We start from the raw sequence: 25,284 nt of genomic DNA, 5'->3' as shown, positions 1-25,284 counted from the left end.
ATCTCGGAACAAAGGGGCGGCTTCATCGGAATCGGCACTCTCCGGACCCTCTGAAAAATTTACGCATCCACCTAGTTGCGAAGTTGATCGCGCCAAGTGGCTCCGCGGATTGTTCCCTTTCTGCACAACCGCCCGCCACATCCTGGTGCAAGATGAGAGCGCGGAAGATCATTTCAGCTCGTTGGGGGCCTTAAGCAACCCCTGGATCCGCACTACGACGACCGAGTATTTGGTCTTGCCTGCAGGCGGAATTACCTCCTGCACGGAGACGCGCTCACGGATATGCGCCGCGGTGCCTCGCCTGTCCACGAGGTCAAGCACCATCAGCACGCAGAAGGTATAGCTCGATCGCTGGTACGCGGCAGTCTGCAGGCCGTATGTCTTTGCCAGCCCTTCGAGATCATGATCGGCGGCGGTCTTCTTCAATTCCGCAACCACGTTCATGCCATTGAGGACGAAGTCGATGTCCGCCCGCCCTCCCCCTCGATCACTTGTTTCTCGCATAGCGATCTGGCGAAGGGCCGTGGACTGAATGAAGCTGAAGAAATCCTTCTGGAGATCCTTTTCGAGAGGCGGAGATGTCCTGTCACGATTGAACAGGTAGTCAACGCCCACGACGGCTCCGGCCGTGAGGTTTGTCCTCGAGAATGCGAACGACAGTGTCGTGTACAGGATGGTATTGAAGAAACTCCTTGCGCCGGCATTCGTCCGGTAGTCGTCGTTCCGATCCAGCTCTCCGGCTAGCTTCGACCATATGTCAACGAGTACGGGATCGGTCGTCCCGAGGTCGAAATCGACGAGAGAAGCTCGCAGGGCCACCCCCGCACGTGCGCCGATTTCAGGACTGAGGTGACCTAGTGCTGCGGCGACGGCGTCTTGCGAGACCGCCGCCTCGGTAGGGTGGCGGCGAAGGCTGCCCTCCATCGCCTCCGCGATCATTCCGCGCACGGCGGAGACAGAAGCTTCCTCACCGGAAAGACCGTTTTCAACGAGCCACTGCTCGAGCAGAGCCAGCCTAGCCCGATCACGCTGCAGTTCATCTGAAATCCTTGGACGGATGATCTTTTCAATGCCGCCGTCCTCAGCGTGACAAAGCAGCGACCGACTTGCCGCATATAGTTTAACGAGTTCGTCTTCGATTATACGAACAGCATGAAGCCAGGCGCGGCTTTCGAGCGTCCTCTCGACGTGGCTGATCCTTATCGCGAGCTCGTACCATCGCATGCCTTCCAACTGAGGAAGGCCCATCCACTGACGTGACCAGGATCGGTCGTCGCTCGGAAATGCGGATGCGGAATAGGCGAAGGCGGCCTGACGTATTTGGTCGATTAGCGCGCCGAGTTCGTCCTTCCGCTGGTCTCGTGCGAAATCGAGAAGGACAGTGAGACAGAGGGAGTAGAGTTCGGCGTCCGGGCGCGTCTCTGCAGCCGCAATTGCCTGCCCCATCAAGTTGAGGCTTCTCTCGAACGCGGCGATGGCTTCGGCCTGATCATTCGCCCCCAATCCATCAGCCATCGCCAGCATTCCCAGAGATGTCGCTGCCTCGCTCTGTACGCCATCAAGTTCGAGGAAACTGTCGAGCACGCCCTGCAGTTCATCGTCTTGGATATGGGCCAGTATGAAGCCGATGATCCTAGCGGCGTGCTGCAGATAATCAGGGTGGTCATCGATAGCGAGTTCGAGAAGGTGGGCCTGCAGACGCCTCATGTCCGATGGTCGCGTCATCGCCACGATATAGGCGGTCTTAAGCGCCTGAGCCCGAGCGATCGGGTGTCGCTCCTGACGGGAGGCGAGTGTCAGCAGAGACGACGAATAGCGCTCGGGGAGATGTGCTCGGGGCTCGACAGCCGTGATGTTCGCGATCTCCGCAAGAAACCCAGGATCTTCGGCTGTCTCGATGTTGTAGGCGATCGCAGCGTCGCAGTCGGGCGATCCGGCGACCCACATGGCTTGGAAGAGCCCAGCAGCCATCGCTTCATCCTTCAACTCGTCGACAGCCGACAGCAGATCCCGCAACGCTTCCCCTGAAAGGTCCACGTCCGGATCATCGGAACCGCGGCTGAATATCTTTTCGACGACTGGGTTCATTAGTACCGTCTCAGAAAAGCTTGTCCTCGTTGAAAGCCTGCTTGCGATTCTCACGCGCGACAATACCGTCCAACTCCGGTCTATGAACGGCTCCGATGATGATTTGAAGTTCCGGTTCTTCCTTGAGAACGTCCCCCAGGCTTCCCATCAGGGAGGCGAACTCCGCTGCCATTTCCTGCGATCCTGGTGAATCCAGCACCAATAGTCCTGGATGACGACCGACACCGCTTCCCCTTGCCACCGAAACCACCGAGATGGCGAGCGCGACTCGGACACGCAGGTTTTCCCCAGGCGACAGCTTGGAGAAGGTCGTGGCCGCGCCGCCTTGATTGATTTCGAGCCGGCTCGAATGCAGCGTCATGCTCTCCAGGTTCTGGACACCCAGACGGACACTATAGTCGAGAAGCATGTCGCCCACTTTCTTCAAGGTGTCTGCCTGCGTCTGCTCCATTAGATCCTTGGTGATCTTCTCGGCAGCCTTGAGGATCGCATACACGTCGGCTTGAGGCTCCGCCTCGCCGGCGACCTCCGTGGCCTCTTCGTCCTCCTCCCCCATCAGCTCCTTTATCAGGGCTTCAGTGATTTCGACCTTGCGGTAAAGATCGTCCGCCTTATCCGGAACCGAGAGTTCGCTCTGGATCTCCTTCATCTCGGAGGCGAGCACGTCCATCGCATTCACTGCCTTCTTGAGCGCGTCAGCGGCCTTGTTGGCTTTCGTTTCGCACTCACCCGCGTTCGTGGCCGCGTCAGCGACCGAATCCTTCAGAAATGTCAGGTCGTCGCTCGCCTCTCCGTCAGGCGCACCGATGTCCGTGATTCCGCAGAGGCCACAGGCGGCAACTTCTTCAACTTTCAACCGCGTTCCCAAGTCCGCTTCGCATGCGGGGCAGCAGCGGGGTTTCAGTCGACGGAAAACATACCCAGCTTCCGTATTATCCTTCGCCTGCTGATAGGCGTGACGCGTTTCATTCCATGAATCCTTGGCGACCTGAAGTGCAGCGGCAGCCTGATCCCTGGCGATCCTACAGGTGGTGATGTCGGCCTGCGCGCTCGCGATCAGCCTGTCGACTTCGATCAGACGCCTTCTGAGACGCTGCCGATCGGGAAGCTTTGCCAGGTCCTGCTTGGCCCGCTCCAGATCCCGGCGCAAGGTGTCCACACGCGACCTTGTCCGGGCGGCCATAGCATCGCGCGTTGCAGACTGTCGCCGCTTGGCTTCGGCGTACTGCTTCTCGGCCGCAGCGGCGGCGGTATAGGTTGAAATCCATGGGAGGCCGATGAACCACTGCACCAATCGAGTCGGGAGCCCGTCAACGACCTGCTCGCCAAACAACGCAGCTCCGGGTCCACGCACGAAAAGCGCTGACGACATCGCAGGCCAGCCGTGCTCCACTATGGCGTCGTTGCCCTTATGGAAAGCATGGATCCGGTCGAACCCCAGCTCATCGGTGAACAGATCGCTCATTGACTGTTCGAATGCCTTGCCCGCTGTCCCTTCGTAGATTACCGCAGACGGATCCCTCCCACGCTCGAGCCGCGCTGTCGCGTCCTCTGCGTTCTCGACGCCGGCTTGTTTGGAGACCCGAACGGCGTAGAGGATCTCATCGATGCTGAAATTCACGTCGACGCTGTCGAGCCACTTCCAGATATCGGCCTTCAGATCGCCTGGAAACCTTCCCTGGAGAGCACATCGAAGGATATTTATGATCGATGACTTTCCCTTGGAATTCCCCCCGGAAATGACACCCCAGAGACCTTTATCGAGTCCTTCCCATGCAAACTCGAATCGTTGCGTCTCCCCGTACTTGATCCCTCCGAAGCTGACAGAGCGTATTCGCAGTCTTCTGGTTCGGGGAAACACAGACTGCGCCCGGACGTCATGGGCGGCGAGTACGACCTCCACTTCCTCAACCGTCGCACCCGACTTCGTCGCAATTGCCTGTATCCAATCTGCGGACGATGTTACGGATCTCTCAGCCATTTTGTTTCTCCTCCAGCTTCTGGAGCCGGACGCACACGCGGTCTCTGATTGAAGGAATGACAGATCCGTATGGCGTCGAACCGTATTCCGGATCGCGATAGTGTATTTCTTTCAAAGCTGAACCGCTCTGATGTCCCGCGATGGTCAATGCGAGATGCGTCTGCTTTTCGTACCAGCGAAGGGCAGGAAAATCGTCGAGCACGGAATCAAGAAACTCACGCGCGGCAGCCCCTGACAGGTATTCGTGCTGACGAATTCCGTTTTGCAGGCCCCTGTCCATCGACCGGACGAGTCCGCGGTATGACAAAACGCCCAGCGACGTCTGCAGATCGTCATATGCTCCCCGTCGCCACCTGATCATCTGGACCTGACGGACATCCGGTTCTTCGTCGGCGAATATCTCCTTCGCAGCGAAGAGTGCTTGCCGGTCGCCATCCCTTTCGAACCGGTCCAGAAGTTCGTCCGCGAGATAGTCGGGATACCTCACCCAGAAGTCGATCGCGAGAGCGCGTTTTTCGCCGATGAAAACGCTGTCCCACTCTTCATCGATAGGTGATTCAACTGGTTGACTACCCCTGACGAGAATGAACAGGAGGCGCAACGCATCGCGATAGGTGTAACCCAATGGTCTTGATAGGCCTGAAGATATCACCATGGTTTGCCGCTAAGGATGATGCACATCTATACTCGCATAACGTTCCCTTACAACTGGTTTCTTAAACTTGCAAATTGTGCTTGCGAGAGAGATTTCGGCGCCGCGTTGACGTTTCAAGGTTCTACTTGCGACAACTGACTGCTTTCGGCCTCGGCCGACGCGGCTTCGCCCCGGCGCACCTAGTTCATAGAGCGGGTGAAACGTGACACCTTGCGCGCCAATGACGCCTGTGGTCTGCGAGGACAGTCGTTCAGTTCATGGAGTGCCAGATGCCGCTCGCCGACCATCCGAATTACCCGATCACAGTGGCCACTTGCGAGGACCGTAACCAGGACAGGCGTCTCCACGCATTGGTTCCGGAGCATGGCGAGACTGCAACCCTGTTTCGGGTCCAGGACCCGTTCGGGCTGCGAAAGGCCATTGTCCCCATTTTCCAAGCGGACCGCAACGATATCCTCACAGGGCTGGGTACGGGGTTCGCCCTGGATCCATGGGGCAGTTTCCTCACTGCGGATCACGTCACGGACTTCTTGCGGATCGGGGCCAACCAATCGGGCCAAATGGCCATTCGGCCAGACCTCAGCGCTTTGGCTCTGCTGGGCATGGGGCTGGTCTTCGGCGAGGTGGGCGTTCCAAGGGAGGCGCTGGCTGTCATGGCTTCCCTCCGAACGCCTCTGGTGGAAGTGGAGGATCCCTTGAACTTCGTCGCCACGGCTTCGACGCGTCCTATCGATGTCACCTTTCTGAACACAGCGATGCCTCCGCCCTCGGACATGATAGGAAACCTGCCACTGCGACGCCATCCGAGCACTCCAGGGGTCGGAGAGCTAATAGTCGCCGTCGGCTTCCCCGAAATCGAACTCGCCCACGGAGCAGCATCGGACCTTCCGACATCGATCACCGAGGGGATGTTCGCCGCCTATGGCATTGTCACGCGGCACCACCCCGAAGGCCGAGACCGTTCGGCTCCGACCCCGGTCTTCGAGGTGCGGGCGAACTGGCCATCGGGTATGTCCGGCGGACCCGTGTTCAATGCCAATGGCGAAGTCATCGGGCTGGTGAGCAGGAGCATTCAGCCCGCCGACGGAGAGGAGTTGGGCACGGCATGGGCGACATGGCTGGCAGCTTCCATTCCTCCGGAGCATCCGACGGTTTCGTGGCCGGAAAGCATCGACCCCGGCGACCTCCATTTTCGCAGGGCTTGGGGTGCTTTGCGATTGGATCCGTGGACGCTCAGGGGCTTCCCCTCAACCCGGACAGACGCGACGGCACTGGCAGCTTCACTAGGCGACGGTTTCGAGGCCCGTATGGTCAGCCAGCGGCTCGGCACCGAGACTTATAGCATCATGTCGCCCGCATGAGACGTGCCGAAACGCGTTGCAACCTAACACGCCACCAGTCCGATCTCCTGCAGCTCGTCTCTCTGCGAAACCGACCTAGTTTTGGCCAACTCCCAGATGCCTGCAATCGTTATCTTCGCGTCGGACTCACTTTGATGGCTTGAAGAACAAAGGTACAATCGTAGGCCGGCCGCGGAAGTCGCTGCCTGTGTTCATGTGCGTGTGCGCTGATCTTCTGAACAAGCCCTGCGCAACGTCGACAGTCGCCGACCTGATCCGCCGTGGAGATGATCCAGATTCCGCTTGGGTTGGCGCTCTGTCCAGCGGCATCAATCCCGAGAACCCATCTCACGATTTCATCTTAGACGGTCTCGATCTCTTCCAGTGCGAGCCCCTGAATCTTGAGTTCGGCACCAATCCATTTCCGCGCTGCGCCCATGCTCTGGCGATAGTCGTCGGCGGCGAGTGAGAGCGATTCTGGCGAGGTGGCCCGATCAAGGTCCTCGAGCGACCATCCATCGACCAGCCGCTTGCTGATCGCGAAGCAGGTCGCCTTTCCTACGCGAAAGGCCATGGAACGCTGTGCCGCCCTCAAAATGATCCGTCGTAGTTCCTCGGCCTCCATCTGTCCGGCAAAAAGAACTTCGAGTTCCGCCGTCATTCGCTCGACTGCGGAATAGAGGCCGTTGATGAACAGGGTCTGCGCATCCTTGTAGTAGCGGCCGGCTCGTCCCTTCATCTGCTTCTCGTCGATCTCGATCGGATCGTCCAGGATCTCGATTGTCGGCGCTCGTTCGAGGGCCTGCGCCTCCTTAGAAAGCTTGGCTCCTTCTGGTGCTTTGCGGACCTTCTTGTCCGTCGCACGCCGGCCGCCACTTCTTTCGCCGCGAAGGAACCGGTCCTCTTCATCATTGATGGGCTCGACGGCTGCTGACCGTGCTTCATCGAGCCCGAGATCGCTGTCGTCCGTGCGATCCGGAGTTTTAAGGGATCTGACGTAGGTGGTCGTGGGGAGGCGGAATTCGTCGAGGAGCTTCTGTAGGTCCTTCTGCAGATCGTCGAGGTTTTCGTCACGCGGCGGGTGAGCCTCCCGGATCACGTCCTTGACCCACTCGGGCATGAGCTCACGCACCCTGCCCGCATAATCGTCCGTCGAAATGGGGGTTCGCTCATCGACCGTCATGAGCGCATCACGGTACTGGGTGGGAAGCGCATCGCCGTCGGGAACAAAGATCTCAACGGTGAGAACGGTCGAACCAAAGGGAATGCCGTAGTTTGGCGCTACAGCAGACCACTTCTTGCCACTGCGGAAGTCGTAGCGCTCGCCCTTGTGAACGAGAGCGCAGAAAGTCGTCGAAGACGTCGCAGGATTATTCAAAGCGCTGATGGAATGACTGTAACTCTGGTGCTTGGGATCGTGGATATATTGGATCTCGGTCCCGGTTTCGGGGCACGTCACGATCTCCGCTTTCGGAAGCGCTGGGACAACCTCCTGCAACGTCTTGAGTGTCCGCGTTCTTCCCGTCTCGTCCTTGCCTCCCCCTTTAGTCATCGACACGTCGAGCATCACCTTCACGCCAGGACGAAACTCGGCGAACCGTCGAAATATTTGCGTTGCGACGTAGCTGCGGTCGACCCTGATACCCTTCCCCACGGGCTCCAGGATCGTGTCGTGATCGTCGTCCTCGCCAATCAGAACAACCTCGGTCCAGTCGGACGACAGGTCTATCGAATGGCGCACTGAATAACTGACATCGAAGACCGCCTCCTGCCTTCCCTCGACGTCGTAAGTGAACCGGACGAACGTCTCAGCCTCGTCGTCATAGCCAATGGTAACCTGATGGACGACACCGTTCTTGCATGAGCGATAGCGTATTCCCGCCGGGGAGACCGTGAGGCCGGAAACTTTAGCCCCGATCCCGAAATTATCCTTGAGCGACATCTGCTTGTTGATGGAAGCCGATATATTTGTCGCCGTCCTGAGTTCGGTCGCGTCCATACCCGGTCCTGTATTCCAGAATGTCAGCTTTCTGACGCCCTCGATTACCGTCGGGTAGATGCGGACGAGACGTCGGCCTTCCGGAGCAAGCGAAGCGCTCTCCTGGGCGTTCATGAAGAATTCCCGGACCAGGGTGTGGCGCGGAGCCTGCCCGATCATCCGGTTGATCAGGAACCTGTCATCTTCGATCGTCAGGCGTTCATAGCTCATGCTGAATCCTACAATTTGAAAGCATCCTTCTCGGACGCGCCGGAGGTTCCGAACTTGCGTTCGAGTTCGGTTGCGGCGTCGCGCAGTGCCTTGACGATCTTTTTCACGTCGCCATCATCGAATTCGTAGGCCCGACGGTTCGAAAGGTTGCCGATCTTGCGGATGGCATCGAGAGCGGCCTGTGTTCTGCCCTCCGCCAACTTCACGAATTTCTCTCGCTTACTGTCCATTCTCGTCTCGCGAACTCATCGTCGCGCGATGATTGCGGCGGCTCTATTTTTTGTCAACATTTCACGCTGCATATTTCACTGAAATTCATCGAAATATGCAGTGATTATTTCACCACTCTACAGGCGACGCTTTTGGGGGCAAGAAGTGCCTGCGTGAGGCGGCCGGCACGAAGGCTGTCGTCGGTCGGGCGACGATCTGATGCGGGCACTGACAAATCGCGAGAGACACCGGTTCATCGAGAGGAATGGTTTGGACAGCGTCCTCGCGCGCGGATCGTCTTCTCTCGCTGAACCCGCGGAAATTCATCCAGAAAACGTTCATTTCACGATCGATAGAATTTGAACGAATCCTGTTCCGGGACAGAAAGACTTCAGCCGGTATGCATCCGTGGTGATTGGATAACCGTGGGGTCAAGGAATGAATTCGAAGGCGGAGGCACTATCGGCGGCTAAGCGACGGATCATCGAGTTGCAAAAGCAGATGGCGGCCCGGATCCTCGACATGGCTGCGGAAGTCGAAAAGCTCGCCAAGGAGACTACGGAAAGCGAAGCGCGCGAATTCCTCCGCGTCGCCTGCAACATGCCGGCATCCGATTTATCGACCTACATCCGCTTCAGCGGGACGTTACGTGGCCGGGAGGAGCTGCTCGAGAAGCACCGGATTTCGTTCCCAGTGCTAAAAGCGCTGGTTGGAGCTGACGAAGAGACAAGGTCGGAAGTGCTCGAGAGAATGGAAATCGGTGCAAGGATCGATCTCAAAAGTATTTCGACGATCCGGAAGCGTCTGCGCGAGGCGAAGCTGACCCCTGAGCAGGTAATGGCCGAGCAGGGCAGCAAGGTCGCAGCCGCGGCAGCGCGCAAGCGAGTAAAGGCTTCCTCCGCCGCCTTCCTCGATCGGCTCCACTCCTTCGTCTCAAACATCATCGACATCCGAGATGCTGCCGAACTCGGCAGCGACAACGTCCGGCACGAGGCCGGTCAACTGCGGACTGGGTTCGAAGATCTGTTCGGCCTGGATCATCGCGCTCCGGAGGAACTTAAACCGCGTTCGGCCGTATACGAGCTATCGTTGGCGTACCGTGCTCTGATGCATCTCGAAGACGGCACCCTGCCCTTTGCAGGCGGCGTCGGTGAGGTTGATCCCGGCCGGAGGCATCCTTGGCTGCAGTCACTCAATGCTCTGACCGGGCGAGCGTTCCAAGGGCACAAAGAGGACAAGGCGAACCTTCGAGAATTACCTCCAGCTCACGAGCGCCCGACGGTCGTCGAGATCTGCGCAGGAGCCGGGGGGATGTCGATAGGCCTCGAACGGGCTGGCTTCGAACACGTCGCGCTCATCGAGTACGACAAGCATGCCGCCGCCACGCTCCGTCGGAACCGCCCTGACTGGACAGTCATCAAGGAGGATCTCCGGAAGATGGATTTCAAGCTATACCGCCAGCTTGAGATCGACCTGGTGAGCGGAGGTCCTCCCTGCCAGCCTTACTCTTCCGATGGCTATGGCCTCGGCCAGGACGACCCACGTGACCTCCTCCCCGAATGCGTTCGCATCGTCGATGAAATCAAACCGAAGGCGTTCCTGTTCGAGAACGTCGATGGGCTGCTCCACGCACGCCACTCTGATCATGTCGCCGACATCCTCCGCGGGTTCAGGCGCGCTGGCTACGACGTCGACATTCATCGCATCCAGGCCGAAGACTACGGCCTGGCTCAAGAGAGAAGCCGCGTACTGATCCTCGGAATCCACAGAGATCTCGCGCGCTCCTTCCGGATGCCGCCGACATTCCCGCAGCGACACACTAATCTCGGGGATGTCCTAGTCGACCTGATGGCGGCGAACGGCTGGGAAGGCGCTTACGAATGGGCGCGAGAGCGTCGAGAGAGCAACGCCATCGCATCCACCATCGTGACTCGCCGCGGCAAGCCGCGCGCCAAGGAAGCAGCCCGCTGGGGCTCCAAGGGCATCGATATCGCAGGCCTGCCGGAAACGGCCCCCACCGGGGAGCAGGCAGCCAAGCCCGGCTTCATGCCCGCACTGACGGCGAGGATGCGTGCGCGGCTGCAAGACTTTCCGGACGATTGGGAATTCGTCGGGGGCAAGCAGGCGACGGCGGACCAGATTGGCAATGCGGTCCCGCCGCGCATGGCGCAGGCGATGGGCCTTGCGATCCACGGGGCGCTCAAGAGCGTAAGTTGGAACATGGAAGCGATGCTCTGGCCGGAGAAAAATTATAGGAGATCGATATCCGCGCCGGCGCTGCTATCGGGCTATATCGCGGCCGAAGCGGGTCTCACCCCAGACCTCGCGGCCAAAGCAGTTTAGGCGCCTGCATAGAGGTAATCATGGCAAGTCAATACGACGCCATTTTCAAGCACATCATGAACCACAAGGAGAGTGCGTTCGTCGCTCATGTGACAGGGTCGAAAAAAGGCAGACCGCTCTCTAACGAAGCAGGATGGTATACCGGTCGCTCCGTGGACTACGTGGCCAAAATTTCCGACACGCTTTACACCCACATAGAGATCCAGACGAACATCGATACCACGATGCACTGGCGCATGGTCAACTACTACACCCTGCTCAATCATAGGATCCACGGGTGGGAAGATGACGGAATCGCGATCCAGCAATTTCTGGTCTATATCGGCCCAGGCAGCAATTCGATGCCGAAAGAGCACCTGAAATTCGGCTTGCCTTATCGCTACACAACAGTGGAGTTGGCAGCGTACGCGCCGGGGGCGCTTCCCCAGTCGCCCTATTACGGCGACAGGATTCTATCCCTCCTCATGGCCGGCGCGACAAAAGAAAGTTGGCGTTCAGCTTTCGAAGAGATTTGCTCCATGCAGAACGAAGCTCGTAAACTTGAAGCGTTGTTCGTCCTACTCCAGCTCTCAGCGCTCAGAGGTATGAAAGAAATGATCGAAGAAGCAATCGTAGAGGTCGGGATGTACGAGGCATTGCACGGTACCCGCCTCACAGCTTGGGCTGCAGAGCAGGCTGCCATAGACACTGTCATCGATCTCATGTCGGACGAGTACGTCCATCGCGGTGAACGCCCCTTAAGCAATGAGGAAGCGGATATTCTTCGTGGTCTTGACTATGAACGTGTAAAGTCGATCTACCGGGCCATCATGAACGGTTCGCCACGATCTTTTATAGTCGCAGGCGCGATTATCCAAAAAGGCGGCGACCCGACCCCGTAGGTCGCCGCCGACCCCTCAATTAAGCAACGCTTTGGACCGCCAAATTCCGCCTGCCCCTAAACATTCTCGGTGGTCAGGTCATCAGGCCTGATGCCGTCCCCGCCCCGGACGAGGAGGACTCGGGAGGGGGCGACGACGGTGGAGGGCGGACCAGAAGCAATCTCGACGAGCGGGTTGCTTCTGGTCCGCCCGCCAAAAGGCTTTGAAATCGGAAGAAACGTCGCGCACGCTCAGCAGCTTGATCGGCTCTCCCGTGCTCCACAGGTCAATGCTGACGTCCGTCTCATGCGACTGAGACGAGCGATGGTGCTGCCCCGATCTTCGAGGCGAGCCTCACGATATTGCAACTTCGTCGACGACATAAAGATTGCAGGTCGATGCCCAGTTAACTTGCAGGAAACACTGGCCCACCGGAGAGGGCACTGAGCTAATGCTTCAACACATCTGTGTGAACCCGGCTTCCAATCCCAGAAGCGTCGTGCCAGTATATGATTTATGAATCTCCTGAAGGCCATACATCGCCTGTTCCTGCTCGTCGCCACGCTCGCGGTCACCCTTGGCCCGGCAAGCGTAGGCCTGGCAGGCAGCGCCATGGCGTCCTCTTCGCCGGCGATGACTGGCGACATGAGTTCCATGGCCGGAATGAAGATGGCGGAGGAGATGCCCTGTTGTCCCGAACAGCAGCCGGTCAAGCCGGACTGCGCCAAGGGCTGCCCGCTGTCACTCGTGTGCACGACCTCGATCTTCGCCCACATCTCCGGCGGCCACGGCTGGTCATTCGCGGTTTCCTGGCGGTCTCACCGCTACGATCTGATGCCCGCGTCACAACTGACGTCGGCCTTTGTCGATCCTCCCGCCCGCCCACCGAAAGCCTGATCTCCAACCATTCTTGAAACACGCCTGCGGTTCACACCGGACGCGCATATGCGTCCGTTAGAATCCGATGGCCATCAATTTTGCCCCGAGGACGCGGTCAGGAGATCCGTCCCGATGAGATCGGAAATCATGAACAAGACTTCTTTTTCGGGAGCGATGCTCCTCGCCGGCGTGCTGATCGCCGGTTCCGCCACCGTGTCCTTGGCAGCCGCGCAGGACTACGAGTTCCAATCGGTTTCGACCGAAGTCAAGCAGGGTCAGGGATCGCTGGTCTCCGTCCGTTTGATCGACAAGCGGACGGGCAAGGCCGTTCCCGACGCCGTCATCTTCACCACCCGCATGGACATGGCGCCCGAGGGCATGGAGATGATGACGACTCCCGTCGAGGCGGCGACCTCGACGGAACCTGGCGTCTATTCCTTCAAGACGGACTTCACCATGGCCGGCGGCTGGCGCTTCAAGCTTGCCGCCAAGGTCCAGGGCGAACCTGACACCGTTCAGGGCGAACTCGTCCTGAAGGCTGCTCCTTGAGCACGCCATCGCGCGTGGCAGCCACGCTCTCCCTCGCCGTATTGCTCGGCGGGGGAGGCTATTGGGCTGGCATGAACAACCTGGTCTCGTCGCTTCCCTTCGATCTGGCCGAAACGACGCTCGTCACGCCCGCCCCCATCGTCCCAACCGGGGCGATCGTCTACTACCGCCATCCGGACGGGCTGCCGCAGTTCTCCCCGGCCCCGAAGAACACCGACGACGGCCGTACCTTCGTCGCCGTGCATGCAAGCGAGGACGTGAGCTTCGATGCCGAGGCGAAAGCACCCTCATCTACGAAGGCGGCCGATGCCACGCCGACAGAGCCTGCCAAAGCCCGAATCCTCCACTACCGGAATCCTATGGGCCTGCCGGACACGTCGAAGGTGCCAAAGAAGGATTCGATGGGCATGGACTACATTCCCGTCTATGAGGGCGAGCAGTCTGACGCCTCGACCGTCAAGGTGTCTCTCGGCAAGCTGCAGCGCACGGGCGTGAAGACGGCGACCGCCGAGATGGCCAGCGTCAGCCGCAAGGTGCGCGTACCGGGCACCGTGGCGCTCGACGAGCGCCTTGTCAGCATCATCTCGATGAGGACGGATTCCTTCGTCGACGATGTTGCCAACGTCACGACGGGCGACCACATCGGCAAGGGCGAGAAGCTCTTCCGCTTCTATTCCAGGGAAGTCGCGACGGCCGCCTCGGAATACGCCGCGGGGCGCGACGGTTCGCGCGGGAATGACGACACGGGATCGGCGCTGCGCCTGAAGAATCTCGGCGTGCCGCAGGAGGTGATCGACGGCATCGCCCGCACGCGCCAGGTTCCGACGAGTATGAGCTACACCGCCCCGCGCGACGGCATCGTGCTCGAGCGCACGGCGGCTGCGGGCATGATGGCCAAGCCCGGCGACGTGCTGTTCCGCATCGCGGACATTTCCAACATGTGGGTGATCGCAGACGTTCCCGAATACGACCTTGCCTCCGTCGGCATTGGCGCGAAGGCGGATATCACGATCCGCAGTCTTCCCGGCAGGACCTTCCACGGCACTGTCGACCTCGTCTATCCTGAGGTGGAGACGCAGACGCGGACGACCAAGGTCCGCATCGAACTTCCCAACCCCGACGGCATGCTGCGCGCCAACATGTATGCCGACGTCGAGATTGAGGCGGGCGCGCCGAATCCTGTCGTCGCCGTGCCCAACAGCGCCGTCGTCGACACGGGCGACCGTCAGGTCGTCTTCATCGACAAGGGCGACGGAAAATTCGAGCCGAAGGATGTGAGTCTGGGCGTCCGGGGCAATGACACCACGGAAATCAGACAGGGTGTCGCCGCCGGCGACAAGGTCGTCGTCTCCGCCAACTTCCTTCTCGACGCCGAAAGCAACCTGAACTCGGCCCTCAGCGCCATGACCGAAGAGGCCAAACCATGATCTCCCGCGTCATCTCCTGGTCTGCCCACAATCTCGTCCTGATCTTCGTCGGCGCTGCGCTCGCCGTGGCGGGTGGTGTCTATGCGCTGCGCTCCCTCCCGCTCGATGCCATTCCCGACCTCTCCGATGTCCAGGTCATCGTCAACACCGAATATCCCGGACAGGCCCCGCAGGTGGTCGAGGACCAGGTGACCTATCCGCTGACCACCTCCATGCTGACGGTGCCGAAGTCGAAGGTCGTGCGCGGCTTCTCCTTCTTCGGCGTCTCCTTCGTCTATGTGATCTTCGATGACGGCACCGATCCCTACTGGGCGCGCAGCCGTGTGCTGGAATATCTGAACGCAGCGTCGAGCCGCCTGCCGCAGGGCGTTACACCGACGCTCGGCCCCGACGCAACCGGCGTGGGCTGGGTCTATCAGTATGCGGTGATCGCCAAGGAGCTGTCCCTCGCCGAGCTGCGCTCGCTGCAGGACTGGGTAGTGCGCTTTGGCGTCTCGAAGTCTGAAGGAGTGGCCGAGGTCGCGAGCGTCGGCGGCTTCGTCAAGCAATATTCCATCGTCGTCGATCCGGCCCGCCTTAAGGCCCAAGGTGTGTCGCTCAACGACGTCGCCAACCTGGTTCGCGCCAGCAACACCGACGTCGGTGGCCGTACCGTCGAACTCTCCGAGTTCGAGTTCATGGTGCGCGGGCGCGGCTATCTCAAGGGTATCCCTGACATCGAGAATATCGTGCTCAAGAGCCAGAATGGTGTGCCGCTCAAGCTCGGGGATGTGGCGAAGGTCGAGCTCGTGCCGGATGAGCGGCGCGGCATCACCGAACTGAACGGCGAAGGGGAAGTCGCAAGCGGCATCGTGCTCCAACGCTTCGGTGCCAATGCGCTCACCGTCATCGACAACGCGAAGAAGAGCTTGGAGTCGGTCAAGGGCAGCCTTCCGGCAGGAACCGAGATCGTGCCTGTCTACGACCGCTCGACCCTGATCGAGGCAGCCATCGAGACCTTGAAGGGCACGCTGGTGGAGGAATCCATCGTTGTCGCTCTGGTGACGATCGCCTTTTTGCTGCATGTTCGCAGCGCGCTCGTCGCCATCATCATGCTGCCCGTCGGCATCCTGATCGCCTTCATCGCCATGAAGCTTCTCGGAATCGGTGCGAACATCATGAGCCTCGGCGGCATCGCCATCGCCATCGGCGCGATGATCGACGCGGCGATCGTCATGATCGAGAACGCCCACAAGCATCTCGAACGGGCGCCGCCGGACAAGCCGCGTATCGACATCCTCGTCGAGGCGGCAAGCGAAGTCGGTCCGGCTCTGTTCTTCAGCCTGCTGATCATCACGGTGTCGTTCCTGCCGATCTTTACGCTGGAATCCCAAGAAGGCCGTCTGTTCGGCCCGCTGGCCTTTACGAAAACCTTCTCGATGGCGGCAGCCGCGTTCCTGTCGGTGACGCTTGTTCCGGCATTGATGATCCTTTTTGTCCGGGGCCGCATCGTTCCTGAACATAAGAACCCGTTGAACCGGTTCCTGATCTGGATTTACCGGCCGGTGATCTCGGGCGTTCTCAAGATCAAGACCCTGACGATCTTGGCGGCGGTCGCAATCGTGGCGGCGACCGTCTGGCCAGCCCAGCACATTGGCAGCGAGTTCATGCCCAGCCTCGACGAGGGCACGCTGATGTACATGCCGACGACCTTGCCGGGCATTTCCGTCACCAAGGCGGCCGAGCTGATGCAGACGCAGGACCGCATCATCAAGTCCTTCCCCGAAGTCCAGAGCGTCTTCGGCAAGGCCGGACGTGCGCTCACCGCCACCGACCCCGCGCCCACCGAGATGTTCGAGACGATCATCACCCTGAAGCCGAAATCGCAATGGCGGCCTGGTGTGACCACCGAAAGCCTGAAGCAGGGGATGGATGCCGCCCTGCAATTCCCCGGCGTCTCGAACGCCTGGACGATGCCGATCCGCGCCCGCATCGACATGCTGTCAACCGGGATCAGGACGCCCGTCGGCGTGAAGGTATATGGCACCGATCTCGGCGAGATGGAAAAGATCGCCCGTCAGATCGAGACCGTGCTGAAGACGATGCCGGGAACGTCGAGCGCCTATGCCGAGCGGGTGATCGGTGGCTACTACCTCGACGTCGTTCCCGACCGCACCGCACTCGGCCGTTACGGCCTGACGGTCAACGATGTCCAGGATGTCGTCGGCATGGCGCTGGGTTCGGAAGTCGTCACCTCCACGGTCGAAGGGAGGGAACGCTACGGAGTCGCGATCCGCTATCCAAGGGCCTTCCGCAGTGATCCGCGGGCGATCGCCAGCGACGTGCAGGTCTCGCTTCCCGGCGGCGGAACGGTACCGCTCGGCGAGGTGGCGGAAGTGAAGCTGACCCGCGGCGCTACGACGATCCGCACCGAGAACGGCCAGCTTGCCGTCTATATTTTCGTCGACATCGCCAACCGCGATCTCGGCGGCTATGTTGCGGAAGCCCAGCAGGCGGTGGCGAAGAGCATGAAGCTGCCGCCCGGCTATTCGGTCGCATGGAGCGGCCAGTTCGAATATCTCCAACGTGCTGAAGCGCGTCTCGCCATCGTCGTCCCCCTGACGCTGGCGCTGATCTTCCTGCTGCTCTACCTGAACTTCAAGGCGCTGACCGAGACGATGATCGTCATGCTGTCCCTGCCCTTCGCGCTCGTCGGCGGCATCTGGCTGATGTGGTGGATGGGCTTCAACGCCTCGGTGGCAGTCGCCGTCGGCTTCATCGCCCTTGCGGGCGTTGCCGCCGAGACGGGGGTGATCATGCTGATCTACCTCGATCACGCCATGAAGGAACAGCGCGAAGCCTGTGAAAAGGAAACCCGTTCCTTCTCCAAGCAGGACCTCAACAGAGCAATCATGGTTGGTGCAGTCGAGCGCGTCCGGCCGAAGATGATGACCGTTGTCGCCATCATGGCGGGCCTCGTTCCGATCCTCTGGAGAACCGGCACGGGATCGGAGATCATGCAGCGCATCGCCGTGCCGATGATCGGCGGGATGGTTTCGTCGACGCTGCTGACGCTGGTCGTTATTCCGGCAGTCTATGGGCTAGCCAAGGGATGGCGTCTGCCGTCGATGTCCACGCAGAGCCGGTTCGTCGAGGAAGACGAGCGCAGTCTTGAAGCCGCCGAATGAAAGGGAGGGAACCATGATGGACGACACGATGGGCGGCGGCATGATGTGGGGCGTGGGGTTCGGGGGCATTCTCGGGCTCGTGGTGACCGCGCTTGTGGTCGCGGCGCTGATCAAATACCTCTTCTTTCGCTGAAGTGTACTTACATCTCAATCGCCCACCGACGCCGCGCCTTAAGGGTGCGTCGTCATCGCTCCCCCGGATACCATGCGGCGAAACATGGCATCCATTTGATGTGGCGGCAGCTTCGCGCCTCCATCCAGCCACCAGGTCAGCACTGCCATGTAGGCGCCTACGACATATTGAACCGCGAACTCGCGCAGTATGGTGTCTGACGAGCGGTTGGCGGGGTCCGCCGTCAGGTCGTCACGCACGAGATCGGAAAGTATCTCACGAATTGTGCCAAGCGCGACCGCGCCTCCCCGACTGTCCGCCAACGCCCGGTAGAGATCGATGTGATCGCGGGCATGTTCGAACATCGCCAGGCTGAAGCCGAACGTTTCGCCCTGCCCGGCGCGAGCGGCGGTGTCCGCGAGCTGCCTCCGCAGGCCGTCAAGTCCGTGCTGCTTCAGGTCGTCCTTGCTGGCGTAGTGGAGATAGAACGTCGATCGGCCGACGTTCGCCGCCTCGCAGATTTCCTCGACGGTGACCGGATCGTAGCCCTTTTTCAGAATGAGGGAAATCAGCGCCCGGTGCAGCGCCGCTCTGGTACGGGCGACGCGGCGGTCGACCTTCTGCTTCGCTGTCTCCATGACTTTTCCCAGTCAAATCGAGGCGGTTGTCCATGATCAGGCGTCGATGATCGAGCGGATGTTGACATCCGCGAGCATCCTACCTGTTATCAGACACGATGTTCAGTTTCTTTGCGATCGACTTGAAAGCGAGCGACAGCGGAGCCCTGCGGCAGGACGCGAACGAAGATGGTTGACGAGCCCGCCTACCCCGGCGTGCCACGCTGGGTAAAGATCTCCGGCGTGGTTCTGGCCGCCGCGATATTGCTGGCAGCCGTTCTAATCGTATCGGGCATCGGCGGCCAGCACGGGCCCGGCCGCCACCTCCCGCCTCTCGACGCCGGACATCAGGAGCCGACTGGAAGCGACCGGCCATGATCATGAAACCAGGCATCCGGAAGCTCGCTCTCATCGTCCATATCGTATCCTCAGTCGGCTCACTCGGCGCGGTCGCCGCCTTCCTCGCACTTGCCGTTGCAGGACTGTCCAGTGAGAATGATCGGCTGGTGCGGAGCGCGTATGTCGCGACGGACGTCCTCGCGCGTGTCGTCGTGGTCCCCCTGGTCCTGGCCTCGCTCCTCTCCGGACTCGTCCAGTCGCTGGGGACGAAATGGGGCCTGTTTCGACATTATTGGGTCCTGGCGAAACTCCTGCTGACTCTCCTTGTCGCGGTGGTCCTGCTGCTGCAGGTGAAGGGAATAGTGTACGTGGCAGTTGAGTCGCTCGAATCCCCCGTGTCGAACACCGACCTCCTCGATCTCCGGCGCTCGCTCGTCGTGCATGCCGCAGGCGGCCTCGTCGTATTGCTCGTGACGACGGCGCTGTCGGTATGCAAGCCGCGCGGTATGACCAGATACGGGTGGCGCAGGCATCACCCACCGCCAGCGGGCCGCACATGAGCGCAGTCCCGTGTCCTTGGTTTGAAGTCCTCCTCTCCCTTAGAATCCCAGCGGCGGCGCATAGAAGCATCGCACCGTATCTTCGTTGGGAAACAGGCAGAGATGGTAGGCGCCGTCCGGAGACTCCTTGGTCTGTGCTTGTGGAATCAGGAAAACGTGTCCGCGCGTCGCCAGCTTGTGGTCGCCAGGCAGAAGCGTCACTTCGTAGCCTTCCTGGCGAGGGCGGACGGTCCTCGGCGAAATCCGCTGGCAGTCACCGCTGTCGCCGTCTCCATTGCAGCAATAGGGGTCGTAGGTGAAGCCCGACGGCGCGTGATGGGCGTGGGCCATGGTGGCAAACACGATCCCGATCGCCGCAAGTATCCTTCGCATGGCATCCTCGCTTTCGATGCGTCGGGATCGTGGCAGCGCCACGATCCCGACTGGACACGTCACTCCCTTCCGTCGAACGGATCGGCCAGCGCCGCCACCGGGCGACTGATTGGATACTTGATGGCGGAGACCTTTTCCGCGAGTTTGACGTCACCATTTTCCTTGAGCAGCGAGCGGAAGCTTGGGTGCATCCCTCCATCCTGATAGGCAAGTGGCGGGAGGCTTTTTCCGGCCAACTCCTGGTATTTCTGATCATCGGCGGAGGTCTTCGCGGCGACTGCCGGATCGGTTTGATCGATGCGCTCCGGACATATCGCAAGCGGATCGCCAGGATCGCCATCCTTGAACTCGGCGTCGAAGGCATACTTCCTGCCGCAGGTGGCGACCTTGGGCTCCCAACGTCGAACTTCAAAGATGTCATAGCCTTCCTTTAGGTTCTTCCAGAAGGCGAAATTCGGGTCGTCGCGGTGTGCGGCCAGGTTCTGCGGCGTCATGCGAAACGGATAGGCCTGTACCTGGAAAGCCTGTTGTCCGCCCTTCAGGGCCTTCTCGACGACGGCGTAGATCTCGCCGACGCCCTGGTCGGTCAGGGCAAAGCACCCCGACGACGAGCAGGCGCCATGCACCATCAGGGCCTCGCCGGAATAGCCAAGCGCGGCCTCCAGCCGGTTCGGATAGCCAAGATTGAAGGAGAGATAGAACTGCGATTTCGGATTGAGTCCTCCCATGGCGACGCGATAGAATCCTTCGGGTGCCTGTCGGTCGCCAGTCTTGGTCTTGGGCCCCAGCTTGCCGGACCAGCGGCACATCGGATAGGTCTTGAGCAGGGCGTACCTGCCGCTGCCGTCGACTTTCCAGACCTCAAGCTCGCTCTCCATCTTGAAGATGCGGACGAGGACGGGACTTTCCGGATTCATGCCTTTGGCATGCATGCTCGCAAGCAGCTCCGGCGGTATGTCGTGCGAAGCCACGCCGAGATCGTCGAGCGACTGCACGCAACCGCTGAGGGCCACGGCGACGACTGCAAGCGCCGCCCTGCGAAGATGTCGCCACCCCCGGACCATTTGATAAAAGGCATTCAACAACCGAGATAAGCCACTGACGTGGCCTGCAAATATCGACATGCGCAATGTCATGCTTCCCTTTGATCTAAAATTCGAGCGAACGGAGATCAGACGGGAGCTATAGGGGGACGCTGCTCGACAGGTTCCAGAGCGCCGACGAAGGTGATGGCAGCGACAGCGCCAAATGCAACGGCGTCGAGCCGCGAACAGGGGGCTTCTGTAGCAAGTGCGATGATGCCGTCCTGCTGGCAGTGCGTTCCCGACACAGATCGGCCGTCACCGCGATGGTGGCCATCGGAGGTCATAGGGGCACTGACGAGGGCTGGGCCGGCGTGGCCTCGATCTGCAGGCACGGCGATGCAGGGCGCGGCAAGCGAGCCTAGCAGTATAATGGTCGCGACAAAGACGTTGATCAGCAGGCGCATCGACTCGTTCCTGAGCAGGGGTGAATCCCTGCTTCAGCGGCGTCATAATGATGAAGTTCGCCTTTTCGGTCAACGAGGGAGCCCTAGGTTCCAGTTGCAGGCTCTCTTGACGAAGCCTCACCTTGTCCAGACAACGTCCAGGAGAACTGCTGTTGTTCATCCAGCCCGTCGACTACCTTCTTGTTGCCTGGTTTCTCCTTGCGGCGCTGAGCACCGCCTACGTCGCGTGGGACCAGTTCCGAAACAATCCCGAGCCGGCCGTGATGAAGTGGGGTTTCATCCTCGTCACGCTCTACCTCGGTCCGGTCGGCCTTCTGCTCTATGTGCTCGCGGACAAAGAGCCCCGGCCGAACACGCACGAGGAATTCGTCAAGCCGCTCTGGAAACAAGGAATCGGGAGCACCATCCACTGCGTCGCGGGCGACGCGACCGGCATCATCATTGCCGCGGTGATCACCGCCGTCGTCGGCCTGCCAATGTGGCTGGATATCATCATCGAGTACGTCGCCGGATTCGCCGTCGGGCTGTTCGTGTTCCAGGCGCTCTTCATGAAGAACATGATGGGCGGATCCTACTGGCAGAATGTCCGCAGCTCCTTCATGCCCGAATTCATCAGTATGAACGCCATGATGGCCGGCATGGCCCCGGTCATGGCAATCCTGATGATGGGCCGCGACATGCGGGCCATGTGGCCTGGAGAGATGCTCTTCTGGGGCGTCATGGCGTTCGGCATCGGAATAGGATTCGCTGCCGCCTATCCCTTCAACGTCTGGCTGGTGTCCAAGGAGCTGAAACATGGATTGATGACGGCGCGCAGCGGCGATCAGGCGGGAGATGCGACCAGCCATGAGCCTTCCGAGCATCCGGCCGGCCGCAGAAGCATGGGCCATCGTTCGGGAGCTCACCATGCCGAGCATGCGTCTCGCCGGTCGTCTGCTTCTCATGGGAGCCACCAGCACGGAACGAAGCTGCCCCCGGCCCTCGCCCCCACCCGGACCCAGCTCGCGACGATGGCGTGCTTCACCCTGATCATGCTGGCCGGCGGCTATGCCTATCCCTTCACGTTGGTGAACATGCACCTCAGCGCCCACGACGTCAGAAGGTCGATCATGGCGCCTGGGATGATCATGACGTTCGATACGCCTGCAGACGCCATGAAGGACATGGCGGCTGTCGATCCGCGCGACGTCGGCTTCAAGGCACCTGCCGACGCCCGTGGCGCTTCTGTCCTGGCGCCCCGGATGGAAGGCGGCGTGAAGGTGTTCGACCTCACTGCCTCGGTCATCCGCTGGACCATCCTTCCCGGCGTGACGGTCGATGCCTATGCCTACAACAACCAGGTGCCGGGTCCGACGCTCCGCGTCGCCGAGGGGGACCGCGTCCGGATCAATGTCCGGAACGAGCTGCCCGAAAGCACGACCGTTCATTGGCACGGTCTGATCCTGCCGAACGAAATGGACGGTCCGGCGATGATCACTCAAAGGCCCGTCGAGCCGGGAGAGACGTTCACGTACGAGTATACCGTCGGCCAGCGCGGCACGTACTTCTATCACACGCACGACCACGTCGACCGCCAGCAGGCGCTTGGTTTGTACGGGGCCTTGATCATCGACCCGAAGGATTCGGCGGACGCCATCCCCGCCGACGCGGAATACATGGTGCAGCTTCAGGAATGGATAAAGCGGGATTGGCTGACCTTTCCCTCGATGCCGATGGAGGGCGCCCTTCCCAATTATTTCACGATCAATGGCAAATCATATCCTGCCACGGAAACGGTCCGCATGAAGGTCGGTCAGACCCTGAAGGTGCGGTTCATCGGATCCAACACGACCGCCATACACCCGATGCACATCCACGGCGGCCCGTTCGAGGTCGTCGCGATCGACGGTGAGACGCTGACGCCGTCGGCAAGGTACCTGGCCGATACGGTCAACATCGCTCCGGGCCAGCGGTACGACGTTCTCTGGCAGGCGCGAAAGCCGGGCAAGTGGCTGCTCCACTGCCATATCTCGCACCACACGACGAACAACAACGTCGAGACGGACGGCGGCGGCGGGCTCATGGTGGTCATTGATGTCGCCACCGGGCAGACTGGATGACCGGTTTCGCAGCCACCTCGCTGCCTGCTGCTTGCCAACATGCCCAAGGTCTTCCAATGTCTGTCCGCTGGGATGCTACATGTGAGGATCAGATTTTGCCCACCGGTACAGTAAAGTGGTTCAATCAGGACAAGGGTTTCGGCTTCATCCAGCCGGACGACGGATCGACCGACGCATTCGTTCACATATCCGCCGTTCAGCGTTCGGGTCTCTCCGAGCTGAAGGAAGGCCAGAAGATCAGCTACGAGATCGTCCAGGATCGGCGGTCAGGAAAGTCGTCTGCTGAAAACCTGAAGGTTCTTTAGGTAAACGGACGTCGCCGGCACGTCAAACGCCGGCTTCTTCCGCGTGGAGGCCGTCACGTCCGGGAAGAAGAAGCGCGCCCGCTCCAATATCGCTCTTGTCCGAGGGCATCGTCTCCGCCCGAAACGACGGATGCGGTTCCGTGTCCTGGAAAGGGCCAATCGGCAGGTCGCAGTGATCGCTTCGGCCGTGGTCGTCGCGTTCTTTTCAGCCGTCGTACTTCACGCCCTCTTCTCTGGCTAGAAGCGACGACGCGTCGGCGTTATCTGCAAAACCGACGAATTTTACGAAAAATTTAGGTTAATTTTGTCGATCTGAAGCTGCCTGTTTCGATCTGAAAAAAGAAAGCTACAACTTTCATCAACACGTCCCTGGACGTGTCCTCGTTCTTTCAGACACAGCCACGGATGGTCGCAATGAATACTATTGCCAATTCGGATTCTGCATATTTTTCTTCCGCGCGAAGTCTCCCATCCCAGGCCACGGAGAAGGTGCAGACCAGGGCAGTTGGCCCCGATGTTTTGCGATCTCTGGCGATCCTTCTTGTCATGCTCGTGCATCTCCCCGGCGAGGCCACGCCGTCGATGCTCGTGGGCGTCCGCAACTATGCATGGGTGGGCGTCGATATTTTCTTTGTCCTCAGCGGATTTCTCATCGGAACCCAGCTCTTCAAAGAGGTATCCCGGACAGGAGGCGTGGACCTCAAGTCCTTCTATCTCCGTCGGGCCTTCCGGATTTTCCCGGCGTTTTTCGTTGTTCTCGGCCTCTATGCGATCTTCCCCTTGCTTCGAGACGCTCCGACGATGCAGTCGATCTGGAGCTTCGCAACCTTCACTGTGAACTTCGACTTCGACCCGCGCATAGGCCGAGCCTTCACGCAGGCATGGTCGCTTTGCGTCGAGGAACATTTCTACCTGGTTCTGCCGTTGCTGGTGTTGCTCCTGCATCGTCGGATCGGCATGGGCCGGACGCTCTTCATCGCTGCAGCAATGGCGATTGCGGGAATGGTCCTTCGATACACGATCTGGGAAAGCCAGGTCGGCGTCCTCGTCGACGCAGGCAAGCTTCGGGACGCGTTCGCCGTCTATCTCAGGGACGTATATTATCCGACATACACCCGCCTTGACGGCCTGATGTTCGGCGTGATCCTGGCTGCTGCTAGATTTTTCAAACCGGACCTCTGCAAGCGCTACACGCCTCCTCGTTTGGCGCTGCCGATAGGCGTCGGCCTCGTCGCGGCCGCTCTTGTGCTGTTTTCGATCCGAGGGCCGCTGGAAGGAACCAATCTTTTTCTCGTGTTCCAGGCGCAGCTCGGCTCAGTGGCCGGATTTCCGCTCGTCTCGATCGGGATCGCGCTCATTCTCGGTGCTATGCTTGACCTCGAGGAGGTGCTGAGACGCTGGCCGGTTCCGGGCGCCACGGTCGTCGCCACCTTGTCGTACAGTCTGTATCTGACCCACAAGTCGGCCTTCCATGTCGACAGGGTCGTCTTTGGGGAAGAGAACCTTCAGGGCAGTCTGGGCTTTGTGGTCTATCTGGTCACCAGCTTCGCTGTGGCCGTAATGCTGTGGTTCTGCGTGGAGAGGACCTTCCTCCTTCTTCGCGACCACATTCTCTCTTCCAGCCGATGACCTGAATTCCTTCAGCTTCGGCCTCACTCCGGAGCTAGTCTATAGTCTAGGCGG

At 60.2% G+C, this 25,284-nt stretch carries 20 protein-coding genes; 12 read left to right on the top strand and 8 right to left on the bottom strand.

Annotated features, from left to right (window positions below; all coding sequences use genetic code 11):
• Nucleotides 1-168: 168 nt before the first annotated feature.
• The 3 genes from CO655_RS14805 to CO655_RS14795 are packed head-to-tail and all read right to left on the bottom strand — an operon-like array spanning nt 169 to nt 4,694.
• Nucleotides 169-2,088 (bottom strand): hypothetical protein, encoded by a 1,920-nt coding sequence (locus tag CO655_RS14805; protein WP_097665244.1) that lies wholly within the window; start codon nt 2,086-2,088, stop codon nt 169-171.
• Between the two features lie 10 nt (nt 2,089-2,098).
• Nucleotides 2,099-4,069 (bottom strand): hypothetical protein, encoded by a 1,971-nt coding sequence (locus CO655_RS14800; protein ID WP_097665235.1) that lies wholly within the window; start codon nt 4,067-4,069, stop codon nt 2,099-2,101.
• Nucleotides 4,062-4,694 carry a hypothetical protein gene (locus CO655_RS14795; RefSeq protein ID WP_245423817.1) on the bottom strand — a complete coding sequence of 211 codons (633 nt, stop codon included), beginning with the start codon at nt 4,692-4,694 and terminating at the stop codon, nt 4,062-4,064. Before CO655_RS14795 ends, CO655_RS14800 begins: the two co-directional genes overlap by 8 nt.
• 299 nt (nt 4,695-4,993) lie before the next feature.
• Between CO655_RS14795 and CO655_RS14790 the strand changes: the two genes are divergently transcribed.
• Nucleotides 4,994-6,085: a serine protease gene (locus CO655_RS14790; RefSeq protein WP_176539253.1), complete on the top strand. Its 1,092-nt coding sequence runs from the start codon at nt 4,994-4,996 to the stop codon at nt 6,083-6,085.
• A 340-nt stretch (nt 6,086-6,425) separates the two neighbouring features.
• Here CO655_RS14790 and CO655_RS14780 read toward each other — a convergent pair whose 3' ends face one another.
• Both CO655_RS14780 and CO655_RS14775 read right to left on the bottom strand, forming a co-directional pair.
• Nucleotides 6,426-8,273 carry a hypothetical protein gene (locus CO655_RS14780; protein WP_097665229.1) on the bottom strand — a complete coding sequence of 616 codons (1,848 nt, stop codon included), beginning with the start codon at nt 8,271-8,273 and terminating at the stop codon, nt 6,426-6,428.
• An 8-nt stretch (nt 8,274-8,281) separates the two neighbouring features.
• On the bottom strand, nt 8,282-8,503 hold the full coding sequence (locus CO655_RS14775) for a hypothetical protein (protein WP_097665227.1): 222 nt from the start codon (nt 8,501-8,503) through the stop codon (nt 8,282-8,284).
• Between the two features lie 418 nt (nt 8,504-8,921).
• On the opposite strand from CO655_RS14775, the gene CO655_RS14770 reads away from it, so the two are divergent.
• The 6 genes from CO655_RS14770 to CO655_RS14745 all read left to right on the top strand — a co-directional run bounded on the left by CO655_RS14770 (nt 8,922) and on the right by CO655_RS14745 (nt 17,708).
• Nucleotides 8,922-10,826, top strand: coding sequence for a DNA cytosine methyltransferase (locus CO655_RS14770; protein WP_097665226.1), 1,905 nt, complete (start codon nt 8,922-8,924; stop codon nt 10,824-10,826).
• 20 nt (nt 10,827-10,846) lie between these two features.
• Nucleotides 10,847-11,707 carry a hypothetical protein gene (locus CO655_RS14765; protein WP_097665224.1) on the top strand — a complete coding sequence of 287 codons (861 nt, stop codon included), beginning with the start codon at nt 10,847-10,849 and terminating at the stop codon, nt 11,705-11,707.
• Nucleotides 11,708-12,202: 495 nt separating this feature from the next.
• Nucleotides 12,203-12,583: a hypothetical protein gene (locus CO655_RS14760; RefSeq protein ID WP_097665222.1), complete on the top strand. Its 381-nt coding sequence runs from the start codon at nt 12,203-12,205 to the stop codon at nt 12,581-12,583.
• A 114-nt stretch (nt 12,584-12,697) separates the two neighbouring features.
• On the top strand, nt 12,698-13,114 hold the full coding sequence (locus CO655_RS14755; protein WP_176539252.1) for a FixH family protein: 417 nt from the start codon (nt 12,698-12,700) through the stop codon (nt 13,112-13,114).
• Nucleotides 13,111-14,541, top strand: coding sequence for an efflux RND transporter periplasmic adaptor subunit (locus tag CO655_RS14750; protein ID WP_245423815.1), 1,431 nt, complete (start codon nt 13,111-13,113; stop codon nt 14,539-14,541). The genes CO655_RS14755 and CO655_RS14750 overlap by 4 nt, the downstream gene beginning before the upstream one ends.
• On the top strand, nt 14,538-17,708 hold the full coding sequence (locus tag CO655_RS14745; RefSeq protein ID WP_097665221.1) for a CusA/CzcA family heavy metal efflux RND transporter: 3,171 nt from the start codon (nt 14,538-14,540) through the stop codon (nt 17,706-17,708). Before CO655_RS14750 ends, CO655_RS14745 begins: the two co-directional genes overlap by 4 nt.
• 171 nt (nt 17,709-17,879) lie before the next feature.
• Here CO655_RS14745 and CO655_RS14735 read toward each other — a convergent pair whose 3' ends face one another.
• Complete coding sequence (locus tag CO655_RS14735; protein ID WP_097665218.1) at nt 17,880-18,458, bottom strand: TetR/AcrR family transcriptional regulator; 579 nt, start codon at nt 18,456-18,458, stop codon at nt 17,880-17,882.
• Between the two features lie 168 nt (nt 18,459-18,626).
• Here CO655_RS14735 and CO655_RS14730 point away from each other — a divergent pair, with 168 nt between their 5' ends.
• A complete protein-coding gene (locus CO655_RS14730) occupies nt 18,627-18,815 on the top strand; it encodes a hypothetical protein (protein ID WP_097665216.1) in 189 nt (62 codons plus the stop codon).
• Entirely contained in the window at nt 18,812-19,336 is a 525-nt protein-coding gene (locus tag CO655_RS14725; protein WP_097665214.1) for a hypothetical protein, read from the top strand. The genes CO655_RS14730 and CO655_RS14725 overlap by 4 nt, the downstream gene beginning before the upstream one ends.
• 39 nt (nt 19,337-19,375) lie before the next feature.
• Here the strand turns inward: CO655_RS14725 and CO655_RS14720 are convergent, their stop codons facing one another.
• The gene (locus tag CO655_RS14720; protein WP_097665213.1) at nt 19,376-19,708 is read right to left on the bottom strand and encodes a hypothetical protein; all 333 of its coding nucleotides are present in this window, start codon (nt 19,706-19,708) and stop codon (nt 19,376-19,378) included.
• Nucleotides 19,709-19,767: 59 nt separating this feature from the next.
• Nucleotides 19,768-20,772, bottom strand: a complete 1,005-nt coding sequence (locus tag CO655_RS14715; RefSeq protein WP_176539255.1) for a murein L,D-transpeptidase family protein — start codon at nt 20,770-20,772, stop codon at nt 19,768-19,770.
• Between the two features lie 577 nt (nt 20,773-21,349).
• Between CO655_RS14715 and CO655_RS14705 the strand changes: the two genes are divergently transcribed.
• The 3 genes from CO655_RS14705 to CO655_RS14695 all read left to right on the top strand — a co-directional run bounded on the left by CO655_RS14705 (nt 21,350) and on the right by CO655_RS14695 (nt 25,230).
• Nucleotides 21,350-23,296 (top strand): multicopper oxidase domain-containing protein, encoded by a 1,947-nt coding sequence (locus CO655_RS14705; RefSeq protein WP_097665210.1) that lies wholly within the window; start codon nt 21,350-21,352, stop codon nt 23,294-23,296.
• A 95-nt stretch (nt 23,297-23,391) separates the two neighbouring features.
• On the top strand, nt 23,392-23,601 hold the full coding sequence (locus CO655_RS14700; protein ID WP_210201021.1) for a cold-shock protein: 210 nt from the start codon (nt 23,392-23,394) through the stop codon (nt 23,599-23,601).
• Between the two features lie 414 nt (nt 23,602-24,015).
• Nucleotides 24,016-25,230: an acyltransferase gene (locus CO655_RS14695; RefSeq protein ID WP_097665209.1), complete on the top strand. Its 1,215-nt coding sequence runs from the start codon at nt 24,016-24,018 to the stop codon at nt 25,228-25,230.
• The last annotated feature ends 54 nt before the right edge of the window (nt 25,231-25,284 follow it).

It is taken from the genome of Rhizobium sp. M1 (genome assembly GCF_002531805.1).
Classification (GTDB): Bacteria; Pseudomonadota; Alphaproteobacteria; order Rhizobiales; family Rhizobiaceae; genus Rhizobium; species Rhizobium etli_C.
This window is presented reverse-complemented; position numbering and strand designations above follow the sequence as displayed.